At 71.1% G+C, this 17,688-nt stretch carries 17 protein-coding genes and 1 pseudogene; 13 read left to right on the forward strand and 5 right to left on the reverse strand.

Annotated elements, in window-relative coordinates; translation table 11 throughout:
• Positions 1–130: 130 nt before the first annotated feature.
• The 3 genes from ACJ6WD_RS31280 to ACJ6WD_RS31290 form a co-directional block, all read right to left on the reverse strand.
• Positions 131–1,135, reverse strand: coding sequence for a TauD/TfdA family dioxygenase (locus tag ACJ6WD_RS31280; protein WP_407617006.1), 1,005 nt, complete (start codon positions 1,133–1,135; stop codon positions 131–133).
• 78 nt (positions 1,136–1,213) lie between these two features.
• On the reverse strand, positions 1,214–4,435 hold the full coding sequence (locus ACJ6WD_RS31285) for an amino acid adenylation domain-containing protein (protein ID WP_407617007.1): 3,222 nt from the start codon (positions 4,433–4,435) through the stop codon (positions 1,214–1,216).
• Positions 4,436–4,546: 111 nt separating this feature from the next.
• Complete coding sequence (locus ACJ6WD_RS31290; RefSeq protein ID WP_407617008.1) at positions 4,547–7,189, reverse strand: Pls/PosA family non-ribosomal peptide synthetase; 2,643 nt, start codon at positions 7,187–7,189, stop codon at positions 4,547–4,549.
• A 1,309-nt stretch (positions 7,190–8,498) separates the two neighbouring features.
• Here ACJ6WD_RS31290 and ACJ6WD_RS31295 point away from each other — a divergent pair.
• Positions 8,499–8,666, forward strand: coding sequence for a hypothetical protein (locus ACJ6WD_RS31295; protein ID WP_233662009.1), 168 nt, complete (start codon positions 8,499–8,501; stop codon positions 8,664–8,666).
• A 194-nt stretch (positions 8,667–8,860) separates the two neighbouring features.
• On the opposite strand, the gene ACJ6WD_RS31300 is transcribed toward ACJ6WD_RS31295, so the two are convergent.
• A complete protein-coding gene (locus tag ACJ6WD_RS31300) occupies positions 8,861–9,106 on the reverse strand; it encodes a hypothetical protein (RefSeq protein WP_407617009.1) in 246 nt (81 codons plus the stop codon).
• A 12-nt stretch (positions 9,107–9,118) separates the two neighbouring features.
• On the opposite strand from ACJ6WD_RS31300, the pseudogene ACJ6WD_RS31305 reads away from it, so the two are divergent.
• From ACJ6WD_RS31305 to ACJ6WD_RS31355, 11 genes and pseudogenes are all read left to right on the forward strand, one after another.
• A pseudogene (locus ACJ6WD_RS31305) lies at positions 9,119–9,316 on the forward strand (alcohol dehydrogenase catalytic domain-containing protein); the annotation flags it as partial.
• 292 nt (positions 9,317–9,608) lie between these two features.
• The gene (locus tag ACJ6WD_RS31310) at positions 9,609–9,752 is read left to right on the forward strand and encodes a hypothetical protein (RefSeq protein WP_407617045.1); all 144 of its coding nucleotides are present in this window, start codon (positions 9,609–9,611) and stop codon (positions 9,750–9,752) included.
• A 441-nt stretch (positions 9,753–10,193) separates the two neighbouring features.
• Positions 10,194–11,636, forward strand: coding sequence for a family 2B encapsulin nanocompartment shell protein (locus ACJ6WD_RS31315; RefSeq protein WP_407617010.1), 1,443 nt, complete (start codon positions 10,194–10,196; stop codon positions 11,634–11,636).
• A gap of 18 nt (positions 11,637–11,654) precedes the next feature.
• Positions 11,655–12,713 (forward strand): family 2 encapsulin nanocompartment cargo protein terpene cyclase, encoded by a 1,059-nt coding sequence (locus tag ACJ6WD_RS31320; RefSeq protein ID WP_233662011.1) that lies wholly within the window; start codon positions 11,655–11,657, stop codon positions 12,711–12,713.
• 32 nt (positions 12,714–12,745) lie between these two features.
• Positions 12,746–13,624, forward strand: a complete 879-nt coding sequence (locus tag ACJ6WD_RS31325; protein WP_016574303.1) for a geranyl diphosphate 2-C-methyltransferase — start codon at positions 12,746–12,748, stop codon at positions 13,622–13,624.
• 145 nt (positions 13,625–13,769) lie between these two features.
• Entirely contained in the window at positions 13,770–14,015 is a 246-nt protein-coding gene (locus ACJ6WD_RS31330) for a hypothetical protein (protein ID WP_407617011.1), read from the forward strand.
• Positions 14,016–14,036: 21 nt separating this feature from the next.
• Positions 14,037–14,663, forward strand: coding sequence for a carbonic anhydrase (locus tag ACJ6WD_RS31335; protein WP_233662012.1), 627 nt, complete (start codon positions 14,037–14,039; stop codon positions 14,661–14,663).
• 85 nt (positions 14,664–14,748) lie between these two features.
• A complete protein-coding gene (locus ACJ6WD_RS31340; RefSeq protein WP_407617012.1) occupies positions 14,749–15,210 on the forward strand; it encodes an SPW repeat protein in 462 nt (153 codons plus the stop codon).
• Between the two features lie 39 nt (positions 15,211–15,249).
• Positions 15,250–15,594, forward strand: coding sequence for a DUF3040 domain-containing protein (locus tag ACJ6WD_RS31345; RefSeq protein WP_407617013.1), 345 nt, complete (start codon positions 15,250–15,252; stop codon positions 15,592–15,594).
• A gap of 73 nt (positions 15,595–15,667) precedes the next feature.
• Positions 15,668–15,904 (forward strand): DUF2180 family protein, encoded by a 237-nt coding sequence (locus ACJ6WD_RS31350; RefSeq protein WP_020963689.1) that lies wholly within the window; start codon positions 15,668–15,670, stop codon positions 15,902–15,904.
• A gap of 274 nt (positions 15,905–16,178) precedes the next feature.
• Positions 16,179–16,418, forward strand: a complete 240-nt coding sequence (locus ACJ6WD_RS31355) for a hypothetical protein (protein ID WP_407617014.1) — start codon at positions 16,179–16,181, stop codon at positions 16,416–16,418.
• A 20-nt stretch (positions 16,419–16,438) separates the two neighbouring features.
• Here the strand turns inward: ACJ6WD_RS31355 and ACJ6WD_RS31360 are convergent, their stop codons facing one another.
• On the reverse strand, positions 16,439–16,960 hold the full coding sequence (locus ACJ6WD_RS31360; protein ID WP_020930499.1) for a MarR family winged helix-turn-helix transcriptional regulator: 522 nt from the start codon (positions 16,958–16,960) through the stop codon (positions 16,439–16,441).
• A 212-nt stretch (positions 16,961–17,172) separates the two neighbouring features.
• Between ACJ6WD_RS31360 and ACJ6WD_RS31365 the strand changes: the two genes are divergently transcribed.
• Positions 17,173–17,622, forward strand: a complete 450-nt coding sequence (locus ACJ6WD_RS31365) for an HPP family protein (protein WP_331249844.1) — start codon at positions 17,173–17,175, stop codon at positions 17,620–17,622.
• The last annotated feature ends 66 nt before the right edge of the window (positions 17,623–17,688 follow it).

The raw sequence follows: 17,688 nt of genomic DNA on the forward strand, positions 1-17,688 counted from the left end.
ATCAGGTCCACGATCTCGGGTGCCCTTCCCTGGAGGGCGCGTTGGACCTGGGCCCCGGAGATCACCGCGAACGGCGGCGCGGTGGGCGGCACGGGATCGGCGGGTTGCGGAACGGGCGGGTGCAGGGTCGTCACGGTGCGGTCACCTCGATGCTGGGGGAGCAGTCGGACAGGCGGATCGGGTCGGCCAGCGCGACGAGGACGTCGCGGGGCCCGTCGAACGGCTCCCGGCTGTGTGCGGTGCGGATGTTGTCCACCACCATCAGGTCGCCGTCCTGCCACGGTTCGCGTGCGGTGTGGGTCTGGTAGACCGTGTTCACCAGCTCGACGACGTCCGGGTCCAGCGGATCGCCGTTGCCGTAGCGGGTGTTGAAGGGGAGTCCGTCGGCGCCGTAGGTGTCGACCAGGTACTCCCGGATCTCCGGGGCGATCGTCCATGCGTTGAGGAAGGCGATCTGGTTGAACCAGCAGCGCTGTCCGGAGACCGGGTGGCGGACGACGGCGCTGCGGCGTTGGCGGGTGTGGAGGGTGCCGTCGGGTTGCCAGTCGAAGGCGATGGCGTTGGCGCGGCAGTAGCGCTCGACGGCCTCGCGGTCGTCGGTGCCGAACGCCTGGGCGACGGAGGCCCCGATCTCGTCGTTGTAGCTGCGGGTCAGCAACCAGCCCTGCCGTTCGAAGCGCTTGACCACCTTCCTGGGCAGGGCGTTCAACACGCTCGTCGCATCCGCGACCGCGGTGGCTCCGCCGTCGGTGGGGGCGGTCAGGCACGCGAAGAGCATCAGGCCGGGGAAGCGGAGCGCGTAGCTGAGTTCGTGGTGCATGCACATCGGCTGGTTCTGCGGCCACTTGGACGACGAGTACACGCCCGCGCCGTAACTGTGCCGGGGGGCGAAGCTCTCCGTCTCCGCCATGAGATCGGCGGACAGGGCCGTGAAGGTGGCCACCGCCGCGGCGGCGTCGTGCAGACCGAGACCGCGGACCAGGACGGCGCCGTGTGCGGCGACGGTGGCCCGCAGCGCCTGCTTGTGCCGGGCCGCCCAGTCCGCCGGATCGCCGTGGGCGTCGGCCAGGAGCAACGGTGGTTTCCCGGGCCGCAGTTCCACGCCGGGCAGGGTCGTTGACGGTGGCGATGACATGTCGGGTTCTCTCCTGTGGTGGGTGCGTACGGGGGTGCGGGTGGGTGTCCGGCGCGGCCGGTGTCTGCGGCGTGCCGTTCAGGAAGAGGTCGGCAGGGGGACGGCGGCGAGTACGGCGCGGGCCGCCTCGGTCGGGCGGGTGCGCGGGAACAGATGGCCGCCGTCGGGGATCCGGTGCAGTGCGACGCGGTCGGCCAGCAGTCCCCAGTCGTCGTGCCCTCGGACGGCGTCGGCGGTACCCGGGTCGTCGTCGGCGACGACGACGGTGAGCGGTGCGGTCAGCTTCGTGGCCGGCGGGCGGTCGAGGAGCTCGGCGAAGAAGTGGTGTGCGGCCAGGCAGTCGTGCCGGTAGGCGGCGCCGGCGCGCAGGGCGGGTGCGGAGTCGGGCGCGCCGAGCGGGTGCCGGTCGTGGTCCGCGCTCAGCTCCTTGGCGATCTCGACGTCGCTCCGGATGGCCAACGCGCTTGCGGCGGCGTGCCGTTCGGGCGCCGAACCGAGCAGCTGGGCGCCGACGAACACCCGCCGCACGGGCGTCCCACGGGCTTGCAGCCGCTGGGCGGTGGCCACGGCCAGCGCCGCGCCCGACGAGTGGCCCCACAGCAGGAGCCCGGTCAGACCGCGCCGGGCGATCTCGGCGACGGTCCGCTCGACGACGTCGTGCAGCGGCGCGAACGGCTCGTCGAGGGCGGCCGGGTCGTGGCCCGGCAGTTCCACGGCGTGCACCGCCCAACCGCCGTTCCCGAGCGCCCGGGCCAGCGGCTGGAAGGTGACCGCGTTGCCCCCGGCGTGGGGGAAGCACACCAGGTGGCCGAGGGGCTCGTCCGCCGGTTCGGCGAGGGTGTGCAGTAGATCGTGGCTCGCCTCGCGGCGGCCGTCGACCAGCTCGGCCAGGTCGGCGAGGACCGGGTGGCGGGTGAGGTCCTTCAGCGACACCGCGCGGTCGAGCGCGATGGCCAGCTTGACGGCTGACAGCGAGGTGCCGCCGCGGTCGAAGAAGTGGTCGCGGCGTCCGATCCGGTCCGCGGCGACGCCGAGGACCTCCGCCCAGGCGCGGGCCAACCGCAGCTCGGTGGGGGTGCGCGGTGCACGGCGGCCCTCCTCGGGCGTCCCGGCCCCGGCGGCCAGGGCGGTGAGCGACGTCCGGTCGGTCTTGCCGTTGGGCGTCAACGGCAACCGGGCCCGCCAGTGGAACGCACCGGGGACCATGTAGGGCGGCAGCGACTCGGCCAACCGCCCGCGCAGGACGTCCGCCGTCAACGGCCCCGGACCGCTGTAGAAGGCGACCAGGTGCTTGCCCTGCCGGTCGTCCCCGGCGACCACCACGGCCCCGTCCCGGACACCGGGCACGCGCAGCAGGGCGTTCTCGATCTCGCCGATCTCGATGCGGAAGCCGCGGACCTTGACCTGGGCGTCGCGCCGTCCGAGGAACTCCAGCTTCCCGCCGGGCAGCCACCGGCCGTAGTCGCCGCCCTGGTAGAGCCGCTGCCCTGGACGGTGGGGGTCGTCGAGGAAGGCCAGCCGGGTGCGTTCGGGGTCGTTGACGTAGCCGCGGCCGACGCAGACGCCGGAGAACACGATCTGTCCGGGGGCGCCCAGCGGTACCGGCTCCAGCCGCTCGTCGACGACGTAGACGCGGACGTTGGGCACGCATGGCCCGAGTGGGACCCGGCCGTCGGCGGGGGCCCGGTCCATGACCTCGTGGTTGGTGTCGTCGGAGGTCTCCGTCAGGCCGTAGGCGTTGACGAGCCGGACGCCCGGTCGCGCGGCGAACCAGCGCTGGACGAGTGCGTACTTCAGCGCCTCCCCGGTCACCGAGACGCAGCGGAGGTCGGGCAGCGGGTGCGGGTGGAGTTCCAGGTGGGACAGGACGGCTTCGAGGTAGGAGGGGACGACTTGCAGGACGGTGACGCGGCCGTCGGCGAGGGTGTCGACGAAGCGTGGGACGTCCATGATCGTCTGCTGGTCGACGAGGTGGGTGCGGCCGCCGACGAGGAGGGCGGCGGCCAGTTGCCACAGGGAGATGTCGAAGCACTGGGGGGCGGTCTGGGCGACGACCTGTCCTTCGGTGATGCCCAGGTCGGTGATCTTGGCGTGCAGGTGGTTGAGGAATCCGGCGTGCTCGCACATCGCGCCCTTGGGCTCCCCGGTGGAGCCGCTGGTGAAGTAGATGTACGCGAGTTGGCGGGGGCCGACCGCGACGCCCAGGTCATCGGCTGCGTGGCCGCCGTGGCGGGCGGATTCGACGTCGAGCGTGCGGATGTCGGGCAGGGTGGCCAGGGCCGGATCGAGGGTGCTGGTGCTGCCGCGTTCGGTCAGCACGAACCGGCACTCGGCGCGGGTGAGCATGGCGGCGATGCGGTCGGCCGGGAAGTGCGGCTCGACGGGGAGGTAGACGCCGCCGGCCTTGAAGACGGCCAGCACGGCGGCCAGCCAGTCCAGCGTGCGTTCCGTGACGACGGCGACCACGTCCTCGCGGGCCAGTCCCCGGTCCAGCAGGGCGCGCCCCAGGCGGTTGGCCCGCTCGTTGAGCTCCCGGTAGGTCCACCGCTGGGCGCCGTGCACGGCGGCGACGGCGTCCGGATGGGCGCGCACCCGCTCCTCGAACAGTTCGTGGAAGCGCCGGTCGGGCACCTCGTGCTCGGGTCCGGCCAACCCGTGCAGCTGGTAACGGCGTTCGGCGTCGGAGAGCAGGGACCCCCGCCGGTGCTCGGCGTCCGGATCCGCCGCGAACCGGGCCAGTGCCGTGCGGTGGTAGCCGGCTATTCGGGCCGCGGCGTCCGCGTCCAGCATGTCGGTGCGGTAGCGCAGCCGCAGGGTGAACCGCCCACCGGTCCGCGCCGCCGCCACCCGGAGCACCGTGCTGTCGGCCAGCTCGCCGTGGGTGTCGGAGAGGTCCAGCTCGGTCTCGAACGGTGCCTGCCCCGGGCCCGGTTCGACCTTCAGGCCATGCACCGCCCGTGCGGACTCCCGGGCCAGTTCCCGCCAGGTGCCGGGTGTGGTGGACACCCGGCAGGGCAGCGCCGGACCGCCGTCGGCGGCACGGAACCCGGTGGTGACGTCCGGTTCCCCCGACAGCGCGGCGAGCACCGCGGCGTGCGCGGCCAACAACACCGCTGCCAGGGGCACGCGGTGCGCGTCGGCCCCCTGCTCCAACCGTGCCACCAGCGCGTCGGACAGCGGCAGTTCGTGATCGGCGAGGCCGGGTTCCGGAGTGGCGGTCCATCGGGGGACCACGGTGAATCCTGCGCCGGCCGGGGCCGTCCGCCGGCGCTCGCGGTCATCGTCCTTCGGTGTCTTCATCGGACTTCCTTAGCTGGCTCGGGCCGGGGCGTGCCGGTCGGCGGTTCGGCGCGGTGCGTGGGTGGGGCGTTGCGGTGCGGCCCGGTGGCGGCGGGCCGTTGTGGTGCCCCGTCAGCCCGGGGTGGGTTCGGCGACGGTCGTGCCGTGGTGCGGGGAACGCGGTGACGGTGCCGGGCCGGCGACCGACCCCGGGGGATCCGTCGGAGTGTCCGCGGGGGAGCGACGCGGCCGGTGATCGCGCACCGCGGTGGCGGGGTTGCCCGCCCAGCGGGCGTGGGGTGGTACGTCCTCGCCTTTCATGAGGAAGGAGTCGGCGGCGAGGGTGGCGCCGTCGCCCAGGGTGACGCCGTAGTGGACGAGCGCACCGACGCCGAGGGTGCAGCCGGCGCCGAGGGTGCTGCGGTCGGACTTGAAGGTGCCGTCTTCCTGGGAGTGGCATTGGATGCGGCTGCCGGCGTTGAGGGTGCAGTCGTCGCCGATGGTGGTGAGGGTCCGCTCGGAGGGGTGGCAGCCGTCGTCGAAGACCCGGCGTCCCAGGCGGACGCCGTGCAGGCGCCACACGAGGTTCTTGAAGGGGGTGCCGTTGAAGGCGTTGAAGTGGGTGTCGGGGACCTTCCACAGTCGTTCGTGATGCCAGAAGTACGGGTCGTAGATGGAACAGACCTGCGGCTGCAACGGGCGGAACCGCGTCATGCACCGCTCCACCAGCGCGTAGTAGACGGCGGTGAACCCCAAGCTCCCCGCCAGGAAGCCGGCGTCCAGGGCGAGTCCGACGCCGCCGTCGCCGTTGGCGGTCGCCAGGCTCAGCAGCGTCAGGCCGAAGACGTGCACCCACCGGATGAGCAGGACCAGACCGATGGTGCGGAGGTTGTAGCGGTTCTTGGCGGCCAGCCGACGGTGCAGTTCGTCGCCGCTGCGCAGGTGGTCGAAGCGGCTGTCGCGCTCCACCGACCGCGGGATCTCGAAGCACGGCGAACCGAGCAGCCCCACACCGGTGCGGACCTCCCCGTCGAGCGGCACCATGACCTTGGTCGCCAGCAGGCAGTTCTCGCCGGTGCGGCCCCGCGCGGGGTAGGCGATGTAGTTGCCCAGGAAGTTGTGGTTGCCGATGGTCGTCCGCGAGACGCTGAAGGAGGTTCGGCAGACCTCGGCGTTGAGCAGCGACAGGCCGTCGGCGACCATCGTGCCGGTGCCGACGGTGCTCAGGTACGGGGAGTCGTGCTGGAGCCCGATGCCGAAGTTCGAGCCGGTCTGCTCGACGGGGGACAGGCGGTACCCCAGGCCCCGTTGCAGGTAGCTGACGATGGCGGAGCTGTCCCCGAAGAGCCAGACGAAGAACTTGAGGTTGGTCATCCGCGCGACGGTGCGGTGCACGGAGTAGCGGAGGCCGTAGAGCGGGTAGGCCGTCCCGGGTACGAGCAGCCGGTGCAACAGGCGCGGAACGGTGCCCAGCACGGCCAGTCCCACGACGACGAAGCCGAAGAACCCCACGAGGGAGAGCACCAGGGCGTCGAGGAGCAGCGCGCCGGCGGTGACGGACTGCGGGGCGAGGTCGTCCGGGCCGCCCAGCACCGGGACCCGGGTCAGCAGGAGGGCGGTGCCGGCGACGACCAGCGGCACGCCGATGAGCAACGCCTTCGCCAGGCCCACCACGCCGAACGCGGCCCGTCGCCAGGTGCCGCACCGCACCGGTGGGACCCGGACGTAGTCGACCTCGGTGGGCTGCGCCGGGGAGCCGTGCCACCGTTGGCCACCGGGCACGGTCGTGCCACGCGGCAGCGCGGAGGTGTGGCCGAGCTGCGCACCGTCGCCCATCGAGCTGTCGATGTCCAGCACGGTCCGCTCGCCGACGAACACGTCCCGGCCGAGGGTGACCGGGCCGGTCTGGATCCGCCCGGCGTGGGCCCGGTAGCAGAGCAGGAACGCGTCCTTGCGGATCACCGTCCCGGCGCCGATCGTGAGCAGGTCGGTGCAGACCGGGACCGTGCGGGACAGGATCGTGACGTGCCTGCCGATCTTCGCCCCGAGGGCCCGCAGGTAGAGCACGTACAGCGGACTGCCGACGAACAGCACGACGGGGTTGGCGTGCACCAACACCTTCACGATCCAGAAGCGCAGGTACGTCAGCCCCCAGACCGGAAACGCGCGAGCCGTCCACCGGCCTATGAGGAGCCATTTGGCGAGGACCGGGAAAGCGCACAGCCCGAGGAATTCGGCGCCCCCGAAGACGACCGCCCGTCCGTAGACGCCGCTCGCGCCCGAACCGTCGGCCACCCACCGGTATCCGCCCGTGGTGGCGAATGCGACGAGGCCCGAATATCCGAGGAAGAACAACAACTGCGCCGCCCCGCACAGGACATAACGCAGGGTGCTGCCGGCGAGTGGTGCTTCTTCCGGCGGTGCGGCGGTCGGGGCGGATTCCGTGGCGCCGGGAGCGGTTCGGGCGGGCGCAGCACCGGCCACCGCGATGGCGAGACCGCGCACCGTGGAGTGCTGGTAGACGTCCTTCATCGACACCGGTGGCAAATCCGGCCGCTTTCTGACCCGTGCGCAGAAGTGGGCCATCACCAGTGAGTCGGCACCGAGGTCGGCGAAGAAATGACTGTCGACCGCGACCCGTTCGGTGCGCACGACCTCGGCGAGCAATGCGGCAAAGGCGCGTTCCACACCGGCCGTTGAATCGCCGTCGTCCGTGGGGGGCGTGGTGGATTCCGGCGGGTCGCCGGGCGGGCCGTCGACGGGTTCTCTGACCATGCGAACTCCTTGAGCGCCTCGTGCGCATTCCGCGCACTGAATCCGATGTCGCCGGACCTGCGGGTCGGGGCGGGCCCGTGGGTGCCGCGGGGCCGGCGGAGGGCGTGCCGTGGTGCGGTGCGCAGGGCACGTTCGCCCTGTTGAGCGGGGGGACCGGGCCGTTGCGGGCATGCGGACGTCGCGGGCGTACCCGCAACGGCGCCAGTGCCGTGAGAAGTGCCGTTCCTCGGGCACCACCTGTCCGGCGACGCGCAACAGTCATCGCCCGAAAGGGGTGTCCCATGACTTATCGGAGGACGCCGAAATCCTCAACGCGCCCTCGGCCAGGGGAATTCACCAACGGCCTCCGGGCATAACCCCAGACGTACCGTTGGTGACAAAGGACATACGGCTCCCCGATGGTTTCCCGATGCCCGCGAGTGCCGTCGATCCTCGACCTTTTCGCCCGGGCGCAGCCGTTTCGTACCCGTGGCTGGCAGACCGATCGAGGCGTACCCGCGTTCGCCGTTCGGCGCACTTCCGCAACCCGGCCGACGACAGAACTAAGGGATACCTCACAACGATCAATCGGCTACTCGCCGGGGGCTTCCAGTGACCATCCCGGCCTGCTTCCGGCCGAAGTCAAAACGACGCGCAGAGGGAATCCAGCATTGTGCCCCCTTTCCGATCCGATCGAATGGGGTCGTTGAAGAACGTAGGACCCGACCGGAAGTCGAACTAGGCAGGTGTAGGCCAATAAAAATACGCGCCTGCACACGGCGAAAATGGATCAACCCGTCCGTTCCCCTGAGGTTCGGCCACCGTGCGACGCAGCCTCACATGAGGTTCACCACCTGCTGGTTCGTGCCGCGCCCGCCCCGCCCGGGACGCCGGCACGCACGCGCACCCCATCCCGCAAAACCCCAAAATGCCACAAAAGCCAAAGAGGGCGCATCCACCCTAAAGCACGCGAATGGCTACGGGTGGTGGTAAGGGGGAGTGGGCGCTATACGCGTCAACGCGGGAGCGGGCTGGCGCAAAGCAGCCGACGGGGTGAGCCCCCTCGCTAAAGATTCGACCGCTCTCCGGCAAGGGCTCGCCACGCTCCGGTAAACCAGTCGCCAGGCTGCTCGGAGGGGAATTTTTACTCTCATTCCGCTGGTTTTCTTCCGGTGTGCTCGGCGTCCCCTGCTCCGTGCTCCGCGGCGGTGCGGGTGGGGTGTGTGGTGCCTCGCCATGGTGAGGAAACGTCATATCAGGGTCAGAGCTTGTGAACGTCATCCAAAAGCGGTAATGGCCGCAGACCGCTCATGCCCCTATCATCTGCGACATGACGCCCACATGCGTCCCAGACGCCACTGCCGAGGCCAACGAGCGCATACGCGCGTTCATGGCCGCCCGAGTCGGTCGGCCGCTATGGCCCGAGGAGCAAGCCGAGTACGAGCAACTGCTCACCACCTGGGCGAACTCCGTACAGACATCCCCGACCACCAGTTGAAGCGGACCAGCCCCGCCCCTGCCACGGCAGGGGCGGGGCGTCGTTCGGTTCGGGGTGAGGTGAGGTGGCGCAGGACGGGGCGAGCCCATCCCGCGGTCCGGCTCATGGCGGCCGGTGCCGCCCCCGCCCCCGCCGCCGTCAACGGCGAGGCGGTTCGGCCGACGGGATCACGATTGCCCGGGTCCCCCCGTTCCTCACGGCTTGCGGGCGACGACGACCCCGTTCGCGGCCGGGGCGTCGAACGGGCGGGTCTCGGCGTCGGTGAAGCCGACGTCCAGCAGCCAGGACCGGTACTCCTCGCCCGTGTGGTTGCGGCCGAAGGTCTCCACCAGCATCGACAGGCTCATCAGGGTGGCGTCGAGCGGGCCGTCCTTGGTGTCGGCGAAGAAGTCCCCCGGCGTGAAGGAGATGCGGCCGGCGTGTGCGGTTCGGACCTCCACGTCCTGCGCGGCATGTCCCCGCTGACCCGGCCGATCCGCAGCGGTCACGAGTTCGTCGGGATCGTCACGGACATGGGCGCCGGGGTGACCACCCTGCGCACGGGCCAGTTCGTCATCGCACCGTTCAGCACCTCCGACGTCAGTTGCGCCGACTGCCTGCGCGGGATGCCGATCGCCTGCGAAAGCGGCATGTTCTTCGGCGAGTTCGGGCCGGACGGCGCCGCCCTCGGCGGGGGCCAGGCCGAGTGCGTGCGGGTACCCCTCGCCGACACGACGCTCCTGGCCCTCCCCGAGGTGCCGCCCGACGACCTGGTGCCGGCGCTGCTCACGCTCGCCGACGTGCTGCCCACCGGGCACGAGGCGGCGGTGCACGCGGGAGCGGGTCCGGGGTCCACCGTCGTGGTGGTCGACGACGGCGCCGTGGGGCGTCTCCCTTCCCCTCTGGGAGCTCTTCGGCAAGAACCTGTCCCTCAGTGGGGGCGGTGCCGACGTCCGGGACACCATGCCCGAACTCGTCGGCGAAGTCCTCGACTCCATCCTCCGGCCGGGCGGCGTGTTCGACGCGACCTTCCACCTGGTCGACGCGCCGAAGGCGTTCCACGCCAGGGACGCCAGACAGCGCATCAAGCCGCTGCTACGTCCCTGACGTTGGGTATCCCGCCCCGCCCGACATCGGGACGGCGGTGCGCTCTCCTCGTGGTGCCGCTCAAGGCGAATGCGCCCTTGAGCGGCACCACTTGGCGTTGCCGGGCAGACGAACCAAGGCGGCTCCCAGGCCGCCCACTGACCAACTCTCTTGGCAACAAAGGGCGTTCGGATTAGTGTGCGACGCGCTCACCAACGAGGTACCTGGTTGGTGCAGCTCGCGGTGCATGCATTCCGGTGAATGGTGGTAGCGAGGGGGCGCGCGGGAGCGCGCGTGAGCCTCTTCTGCAACATTCTGATGTTCACGCCCCCTGAATGCGAAGGCGCCCTCCTTCGCGCCGTACCGAGATGATCTCTCGCCTGTTTCGCTTGTCCCTGCGCACGGCCACCCTGCGCACCACTGGCCGTTCTGCTCATCTCTGTTCACGTCCCGGGAGGGAAAGTGTCCACACCGGACAGCGTCACCGGTTCCGTCACCGAAGATCCCGCACTCGAACCACCCGCAGACAGCGTGCGCACCAGCCTCGCCACACAGGCCGCACGCCAACTCGCCACCACCACCAAGTCCGAGCCGCAGATGCAGGCCATCACCTCGCGGTGGCTGCTCAAGATGCTGCCGTGGGTGGACGTCAAGGGCGGCACCTACCGGGTCAACCGGCGTCTGCAACTCCGAGTCGGCCGGGGGCGCGTCCAGTTCGAGCAGAACGGCGCGGACGACATCAAGGTCATCCCGCAGACCCTCACCGAACTCCCCGTCCTGCGCGGCTACGACGACATCGAGGTCCTCAAGGAGATCGCCGGCCGCTTCCGCGTCCGTGACGTCCGGGCCGGCCAGGTCCTCTTCGAAGCCGGCCAGTCCGCCACCGAGGCATACCTCGTCGTCCACGGCCGGTTCGCCCGGTACAAGCCCGGCAAGTACGGCGAGGACGAGGTCATCGGCGTCGTCACGGACGGCGACCAGATGGGCGACGAAGCGATCGGCCAACCCGAACCGCGGTGGTTGAGCTCCGTACGGGCCGAAACCGAGGGCGTGGTGATGGTGCTGCCCTGGGACGTGATCGAGGAGTTCACCGAACGGGCGCCGTCGCTCGCCGCACACCTCACGGCCTACGCGGAGCAGCAGCAGCGCCCCATGAACCGCAAGGGGGAGGCGGAGCTACCGGTACAGGCGGGCCACATCGGCGAGCCCACGCTGTCCGGCGGCTACGTCGACTACGAACTCGCCCCGCGCGAGTACGAACTCTCCCTCACCCAGACCGTGCTCCGGGTCCACAGTCGCGTCGCCGACCTCTACAACGATCCGATGGACCAGACCCAGCAGCAACTCCGCCTCACCGTCGAGGAGATCCGCGAGCGCCAGGAGTGGGAGCTCGTCAACAACCGCGATTTCGGACTGCTGCACAACGCCGACTACGGCCAACGCATCAGCACCTACACCGGCCCCCCGACCCCCGACGACATGGACGAGCTGCTGTCCATGCGCCGCAAGACCCGACTGTTCCTGGCCCACCCCAAGGCGATCGCCGCCTTCTTCCGGCAGTGCAACAAGCGCGGACTGGTGCCGGGCACGGCCGACGTCGACGGCCACGAGGTCCCCGCCTGGCGCGGCGTCCCGATCTTCCCGTGCGGCAAGATCCCGATCGGCGGAGCCCACACCAGCAGCATCATCGCGCTGCGCACCGGCGAGGCGGACCAGGGCGTCGTCGGCCTGTACCAGACCGGCATCCCCGAGGAGTTCCAACCCGGTCTGAACGTCCGCTTCATGGGGATCGACCAGGCCGCCATCATCAAGTACCTCGTCACCGCCTACTACTCGCAGGCCATCCTCGTGCCCGACGCCGTCGGCATTCTGGAGAACGTCCAGCTCGGCCGGAGCGCCGACTGACCCGGTGGAGTCTGAAGCATGAGCACGCCCCCCAACACCGACACCGGGTTCTCGCTGCCCGGACCGCCCCACCTCGCCCGTGACCTGCGGGCCCGCCGCAGCGGTGCGGTACCCGGCCTCGCGTACCGGCCCGCCGCCCCCGCCGACCCGGAGAAGGCCGAGGAGATCGACCGCCGGCTGGAAAGCTGGGCCCGCGGCCTGGACCTCTTCCCCGCCCAATGGAGCGGCGACTTCGCGGAGTTCCAGTGCGGCCGCGCCGTCGTCCTGCAACACCCCGGCGCGGCCGACCTCGAACGCCTCACCGCCGCCGGCAAGTTCCTGCTCGCCGAGAACGTCGTCGACAGCTGCTACTGCGAGGAGGACGAGGGCCGGGGCGCCTCGCGCAGCGTCCTCGGCGGTCGCCTGATCCTGGCCCAGTCGGCCCTCGACCCGTACCACGGCACCCCCGCGCTGGAAGCGGAGTGGCTGGAGGGCATGCAGGCCGACGGCCCGCTGCGCTCGTACTACTGGGCGATGAAGGACTACGCGGCCGTCGCCACGCCCAGCCAGACCGACCGGTTCGTGCACGACATGGCCCGACTGCACCTCGGCTACCTCGCCGAGGCGTCCTGGTCGCAGTCGCGGTACGCACCGCAGGTCTGGGAGTACCTGGTCATGCGGCAGTTCAACAACTTCCGCCCCTGCCTGTCCATCGTCGACGCGGTGGACGGCTACGAACTGCCCGAGGCGCTCTACGCCCGACCCGAGGTCCAGCGGGTCACCGCCCTGGCGTGTAACGCCACGACCATCGTCAACGACCTGTACTCCTTCACCAAGGAGCTGGCCAGCGACCCGACCCACCTGAACCTGCCGCAAGTGGTGGCCGCCAACGACAAGCGCGGCCTCAAGGCCGCCTACCTCAAGAGCGTCGAGATCCACAACCAGGTCTTCGAGGCGTTCGAGACCGAGTCGGCTCCCTTGGCCGCCCTCTCCCCACTCCTGGAGAGGTACGTCCGGGGCCTGGCCGACTGGGTCGCCGGCAACCACGAATGGCACGCCACCAACACCGACCGCTACCAGCTGCCCAACTACTGGTAGACCGATCCACGTACCACTGCAAGGAGCCACCGTTGACCATCGCACACGCCGACACCGCCACCCGCACGCCGGTGCCGACCCAGTCCACGTACCAGTCACGGGTCGCGGACTACTGGAACGCCGAGGAGAACCCGGTCAACCTCGAACTCGGCAAGATCGACGACCTGTACCACCACCACTACGGCATCGGGGACGCCGACCGTTCGGTGCTGGACGAGCAGGACGCCGACCGGCGCCGCGAGCGGGTCACCGGCGAACTGCACCGCCTGGAGCACGCCCAGGCCGACCTCCTCGCCTCCCACCTCGGTGACCTCGACCCCTCCGACCGCGTCTTCGACGCCGGCTGCGGACGCGGCGGCGGCAGCGTGGTGGCGAACCTGCGCTACGGCTGCCACGCCGACGGCGTCACCATCTCCGCCAAGCAGGCCGAGTTCGCCAACGAGCAGGCCCGCAAGCGCGGCATCGACGACAAGGTGCGGTACCACCACCGCAACATGCTCGACACCGGCTTCACCACCGGCGCCTACTCGGCGTCGTGGAACAACGAGTCGACCATGTACGTCGAGTTGGACCTGCTGTTCGCGGAGCACGCGCGGTTGCTGCGGCGCGGCGGCCGCTACGTCACCATCACCGGCTGCTACAACGACGCCTACGGCCGCGCCTCCCGCGAGGTGTCGCTGATCAACGCCCACTACATCTGCGACATCCACCCGCGCTCGGCGTACTTCAACGCCATGGCCCGCAATCGGCTGGTCCCCGCGCACGTCGAGGACCTCACCGAGGCCGCGCTCCCGTACTGGGAGCTGCGCCGCGAGGCCGACCACCTGGTCACCGGCATCGAGGACACCTTCTTGAACGCCTACCGCAACGGGAGCTTCCAGTACCTGCTGATCGTCGCTGACCGCGTGTGAGCCCCCGGGGCCGCGCCGCCGCCGGCGCGGCCCCCGAGCCCCGCTGCGACACCCGTACCGACCAGGCGCCACCACGGTGTCTGGTCGGCGCCGTGTCCGGTGCCGTCAACGGGACTGCGGTGCCTTGCGCGAACCGGACCTCCGGGTGACGAAGTGCGGTCGCGGGCGTACCGGGGGCGGCCGGGCCGGTACAACCTTCCCCACGCCCCTGGACGAAGCCGCACCGCAGCAACCCTCCGGCCGGCCCGCCGCATGGTCCGACCTCGACGCGGAGGCCGAGGACGTGACGGTGGCGGTCATGACGGCGTCCCGCCTGCTGATCGCCGTCTCGGCGCGCGCCCTCTCCTCCATACCCCCGGGACGCGCGGTGCCGGCCGAACCCGGTGGTTGAGGCGCCCGACGATGGGGAGCTATGAACGACATGACCCTTCCTGCCCCCCGTCGGGCCTTCGAGCTGCTGCGCGCCGGCAACCAACGGTTCGTCGCCGGCACGCCCGCACACCCCAACCAGGATGCCGCGCGGCGCGCCGAGACCGCGCCGGCCCAACGCCCGTTCGCCGTCCTCTTCGGGTGCTCCGACTCGCGCCTGGCCGCCGAGGTCATCTTCGACCGCGGCCTGGGTGACCTCTTCGTCGTCCGCACCGCCGGGCACGTCGTCGGGGCGGAGGTCCTGGGCAGCGTCGAGTACGGGGTGGAGGTGCTGGACTGCCCGCTGGTCGTGGTCCTCGGTCACGACTCGTGCGGGGCGATCGGTGCCGCCTGCGCCGCGCTCGAAACCGGTGTGACCCCGGGCGGCTACATCCGTGACGTCGTCGAGCGCGTCACCCCCAGCGTGCTGGCGGCGCGGGCGGCCGGGCGCGTGCGGCCCGACGAGATCCTCGCCGAGCACGTGGGGCACACCGTCGACCTGCTCCTGAACCGTTCCCGGGCGCTGGCCCAGCGGGTGGCGGACGGCCGGGCGGCGGTGGTGGGGCTCTCCTACCGGCTGGCCGACGGAAGTGCCGACCTCGTCGCGGCGCGCGGCCTGGGGGAGCGCTGACGCGGCCCGTGACCTGCATTATTGCAGAATGCAATGGTATTCTCGAGGTGACGCCGTTCGAAGCGTCTGAGAGGAAGCGATTCGAATGTCGGATCTCTCCCATCACGCAACCACGGACATCACCAGCCACCCGGACGTGGCCGAGATGCGGGAGCGCTACGCCCGCCTGCTCTCCGGACGCCAGGCGACCGCCCTCGACGGACTGGTCCTCCTCGCCGGCATGTATACGGCGATCTCGCCCTGGGTGGTGCACTTCCGGCTCGCCAGCCCTGAACTGGCGGTGAACAACCTCATCATCGGCCTCGTGCTGACCGTGATCGGTCTCGGACTGACCCGCTCGCCGGAGCGCATGTACCGGCTGAGCTGGACCTGCCCGGTGATCGGTGTCTGGATGATCATCTCGCCCTGGGTCGTGACCGCGGGCCACCGCCCCACGGCCGGACTGATCTGGAACAACGTCTTGATCGGCGCCGTGACCCTGGCCCTCGGCCTGGCCGCCACCCGTCTCGCGATGGCGACCGGGGCGCCACGGGAGCCCACCGCGTAGCCGGGGTGGGCAGGCGCACTGCTCCGGGAGGAGGCGGTCATGGATCTCCCCATGCGTGACCGGCGGGTCCTCGCCCAGATCGAGGAGTACTTCCTGGCGGACGACCCCGACCTGGCCCTGCTGCTGAGCACCTTCGGAGGTGCGCCGCGGCGGCGTCGCCGGCCCTTGGCGGCCGTGCGGCGCCGGGCCGGTGTCGCCATGGCCTGCGCGGCGGTGGCGGCGGGCGCCGCGCTGCTCGTCGCGGCATGTCTGGCGCGGAGCGCGGAGCTGCTGTGGGCGGCCGGGGGTGTGGTGCTCCTGTCCGCCGCACCGTTCGTCACCGCGCGGCGACGCACTCCCGGACGCCGGGCTCCGGCCGACCGGCGGCACGGGGCGCAGCCCTAAAGGGTTGCTCACTGCAATATTTTCCTGTCGATAGAATGGGCCCGAGTGGGCGGACGGGAGGCGGGTGAGTCTCATGAAGTGCTTCGACTGCGCGTGGGCCGAAGAGGTCGTCGACGCGGTGGGTGTGTGTCATCACTGTGGCGTCGGTGTCTGTCTCCGGCACTGCCACGTCGCTCTGGAGCCGGGGCACCGGCTCGCCGGCGTCGGTCAGTCGACGCTCGCCCGGCCGGCCCGTGAACTCACCTGCCTGACGTGCCACTTCGCGATGGCGCCCACGCCGCAGGCGGAGGTGAAGCGCAGCGTGCACTGAGGTGCGCGGCCGGGCTTGGGGTGCCTGGCGTGACGGGTTCCGGTCGGTCGGCCGTGGGGGCGCCTGCGGGGAGGTGTGTGCGGCGCGTTGAGGCGCACGGTCGCGCGGCGCCCGCTACCGGGAGCCAACCACCGGCCCGTCCGAGTGCTGGACGCCACCTGTCAGCAACTTTTGCTCACTGCAATACTTTCGCTATGGAAAACATACAGGTGAGCCCATGGCCGGGCGGGCGAGCACGGTGCGCCGGCCCTCTGCGGCGGGGCGGGGCGCTGCGGTGAGCGGGCCGCGCAAGGGAACGGCCGGGCACCGGGGCGCCCACCTCGGCGACTTCGCCGTCCAGCCGAGAATGCTGGTGATCTGCGGCTGGGCGCTGCTGGTGGGCGGCGCCGGGGCGGTGGCGGCGCTGGCCCTGTCGCGGTTGATCGGCCTGGTCACCAACGCGGTGTTCTGCCGCGACCCGCGGGGCGACCCGACTGCCGCCGGTCAGGATCGCCCGGACGCCGTCCCCACCTGAGGGCGCAGGGTCCGCGCTGCTCAGTACGGGTCGGTCAGTGAATCGGCGGTCGGCTCGCCGGCCGCGTCGGTCAGGGCGCGCAGGCCCCGCACCAACTCGGCGCGCCGTTCGGCGGGGAGACTGGCGACGATGGTCTGGATCTCCTGGTGGCGGTGGGCCAGGACCTGCTCGACCAGGCGCCGGCCGTGCGGTTTGAGGGCCAGGATGACTTCGCGGCGGTTGTCGGGGTTCATCTGGCGGTCCACGAGGCCGCGGGCCTCCAACCTGTCGACCATCCGCATCGCGGTGGAGGGGTTCACGTCCAGCCCGGAGGCGAGCGCGGCGAGCTTGACCGGGCCCTCGCCGTGCAGGACCACCAGGGTGCGCAGCTGCGGCAGGGTCAGTGCCGGCTCCGTCTCGGCGAGCGCCCGCGCGGAGAGCGCGACGAACAGCCGGGACGCCGTCATGACGGCGGCGGCGACCTCCTCCACGGTCTCGTGCAGGTCGTCCGCCGGTCGGTTGGCGGGTGGTCGGGGGTCGCCGCTCTGAGCTTGTCGCACCATACCGCTTTTATACCGTTCTCCCAGGTGGCGGCGGAGGGGGCGGGCGCGCTGGGCGGTGCGGTACGGCCGGAGCGTGCCCGCGATGAGGCCCCCGCCACAAGTACGTTCACACTTCAATCAACAGTTTGTTTATGATCTGCGGGCCGCACCTGCCCGCCTGGAGTTCCTGCATGTCCGTACCACCGCCCCCCGCTACTCCTAGGCCGCACCCGTTGCACGCGTTGCGGGCCACGGCCTTCGCCCTGGGGGCCCTGCTCCTCCTGGTCGGGGTCGGCGTGCTGCTGCACGAGCCGCTGCTGATCCCGCCCCTGGCGGCCAGCGCGGCCCTGGTGCACGGTGCGCCAGGGCTGCCGATCTCCCAACCGCGCAACCTGATCGGTGGCCAGTTGATGTCCGCGGCGATCGGCTTCGGCACCCTCGCCGTGACCGGCAGCACCGGCTGGGGCGCCGCGGTGGCCGCCAGCCTGTCACTGGGCGCGATGATGCTCACCCACCTCTCCCACTCCCCGGCCGCCGCCACGTCGGTCATCGTGGTGCTCCAGGCCCCGCACCCGGTCCCGTTCCTCCCGCTGCTCGCACTCGCCACCGTGCTGCTCGTGGCGATTGGCCTGCTGCCGGGCCGCATAGGAGGCCATCCGGTCCGTTATCCGGTCGCCTGGTGACTCCGGCGACCGGTGGCGAGCGGCGCGTTCTGGTCGTCGGGCGGCCGTGCGACGGGACGTTGCGCT

It is taken from the genome of Streptomyces sp. VTCC 41912 (assembly GCF_045799175.1).
In the GTDB taxonomy this organism is placed as follows: Bacteria; Actinomycetota; Actinomycetes; order Streptomycetales; family Streptomycetaceae; genus Streptomyces; species Streptomyces albulus_C.

Coding starts and splice junctions, on each gene's coding strand:
- ACJ6WD_RS31280 (WP_407617006.1), bottom strand. CDS start 1,135: ATGTCATCGCCACCGTCAACGACCCTGCCCGGCGTGGAACTGCGGCCC.
- ACJ6WD_RS31285 (WP_407617007.1), bottom strand. CDS start 4,435: ATGAAGACACCGAAGGACGATGACCGCGAGCGCCGGCGGACGGCCCCG.
- ACJ6WD_RS31290 (WP_407617008.1), bottom strand. CDS start 7,189: ATGGTCAGAGAACCCGTCGACGGCCCGCCCGGCGACCCGCCGGAATCC.
- ACJ6WD_RS31295 (WP_233662009.1), top strand. CDS start 8,499: ATGACGCCCACATGCGTCCCAGACGCCACTGCCGAGGCCAACGAGCGC.
- ACJ6WD_RS31310 (WP_407617045.1), top strand. CDS start 9,609: ATGCCCGAACTCGTCGGCGAAGTCCTCGACTCCATCCTCCGGCCGGGC.
- ACJ6WD_RS31320 (WP_233662011.1), top strand. CDS start 11,655: ATGAGCACGCCCCCCAACACCGACACCGGGTTCTCGCTGCCCGGACCG.
- ACJ6WD_RS31335 (WP_233662012.1), top strand. CDS start 14,037: ATGAACGACATGACCCTTCCTGCCCCCCGTCGGGCCTTCGAGCTGCTG.
- ACJ6WD_RS31340 (WP_407617012.1), top strand. CDS start 14,749: ATGTCGGATCTCTCCCATCACGCAACCACGGACATCACCAGCCACCCG.
- ACJ6WD_RS31345 (WP_407617013.1), top strand. CDS start 15,250: ATGGATCTCCCCATGCGTGACCGGCGGGTCCTCGCCCAGATCGAGGAG.
- ACJ6WD_RS31350 (WP_020963689.1), top strand. CDS start 15,668: ATGAAGTGCTTCGACTGCGCGTGGGCCGAAGAGGTCGTCGACGCGGTG.
- ACJ6WD_RS31360 (WP_020930499.1), bottom strand. CDS start 16,960: ATGGTGCGACAAGCTCAGAGCGGCGACCCCCGACCACCCGCCAACCGA.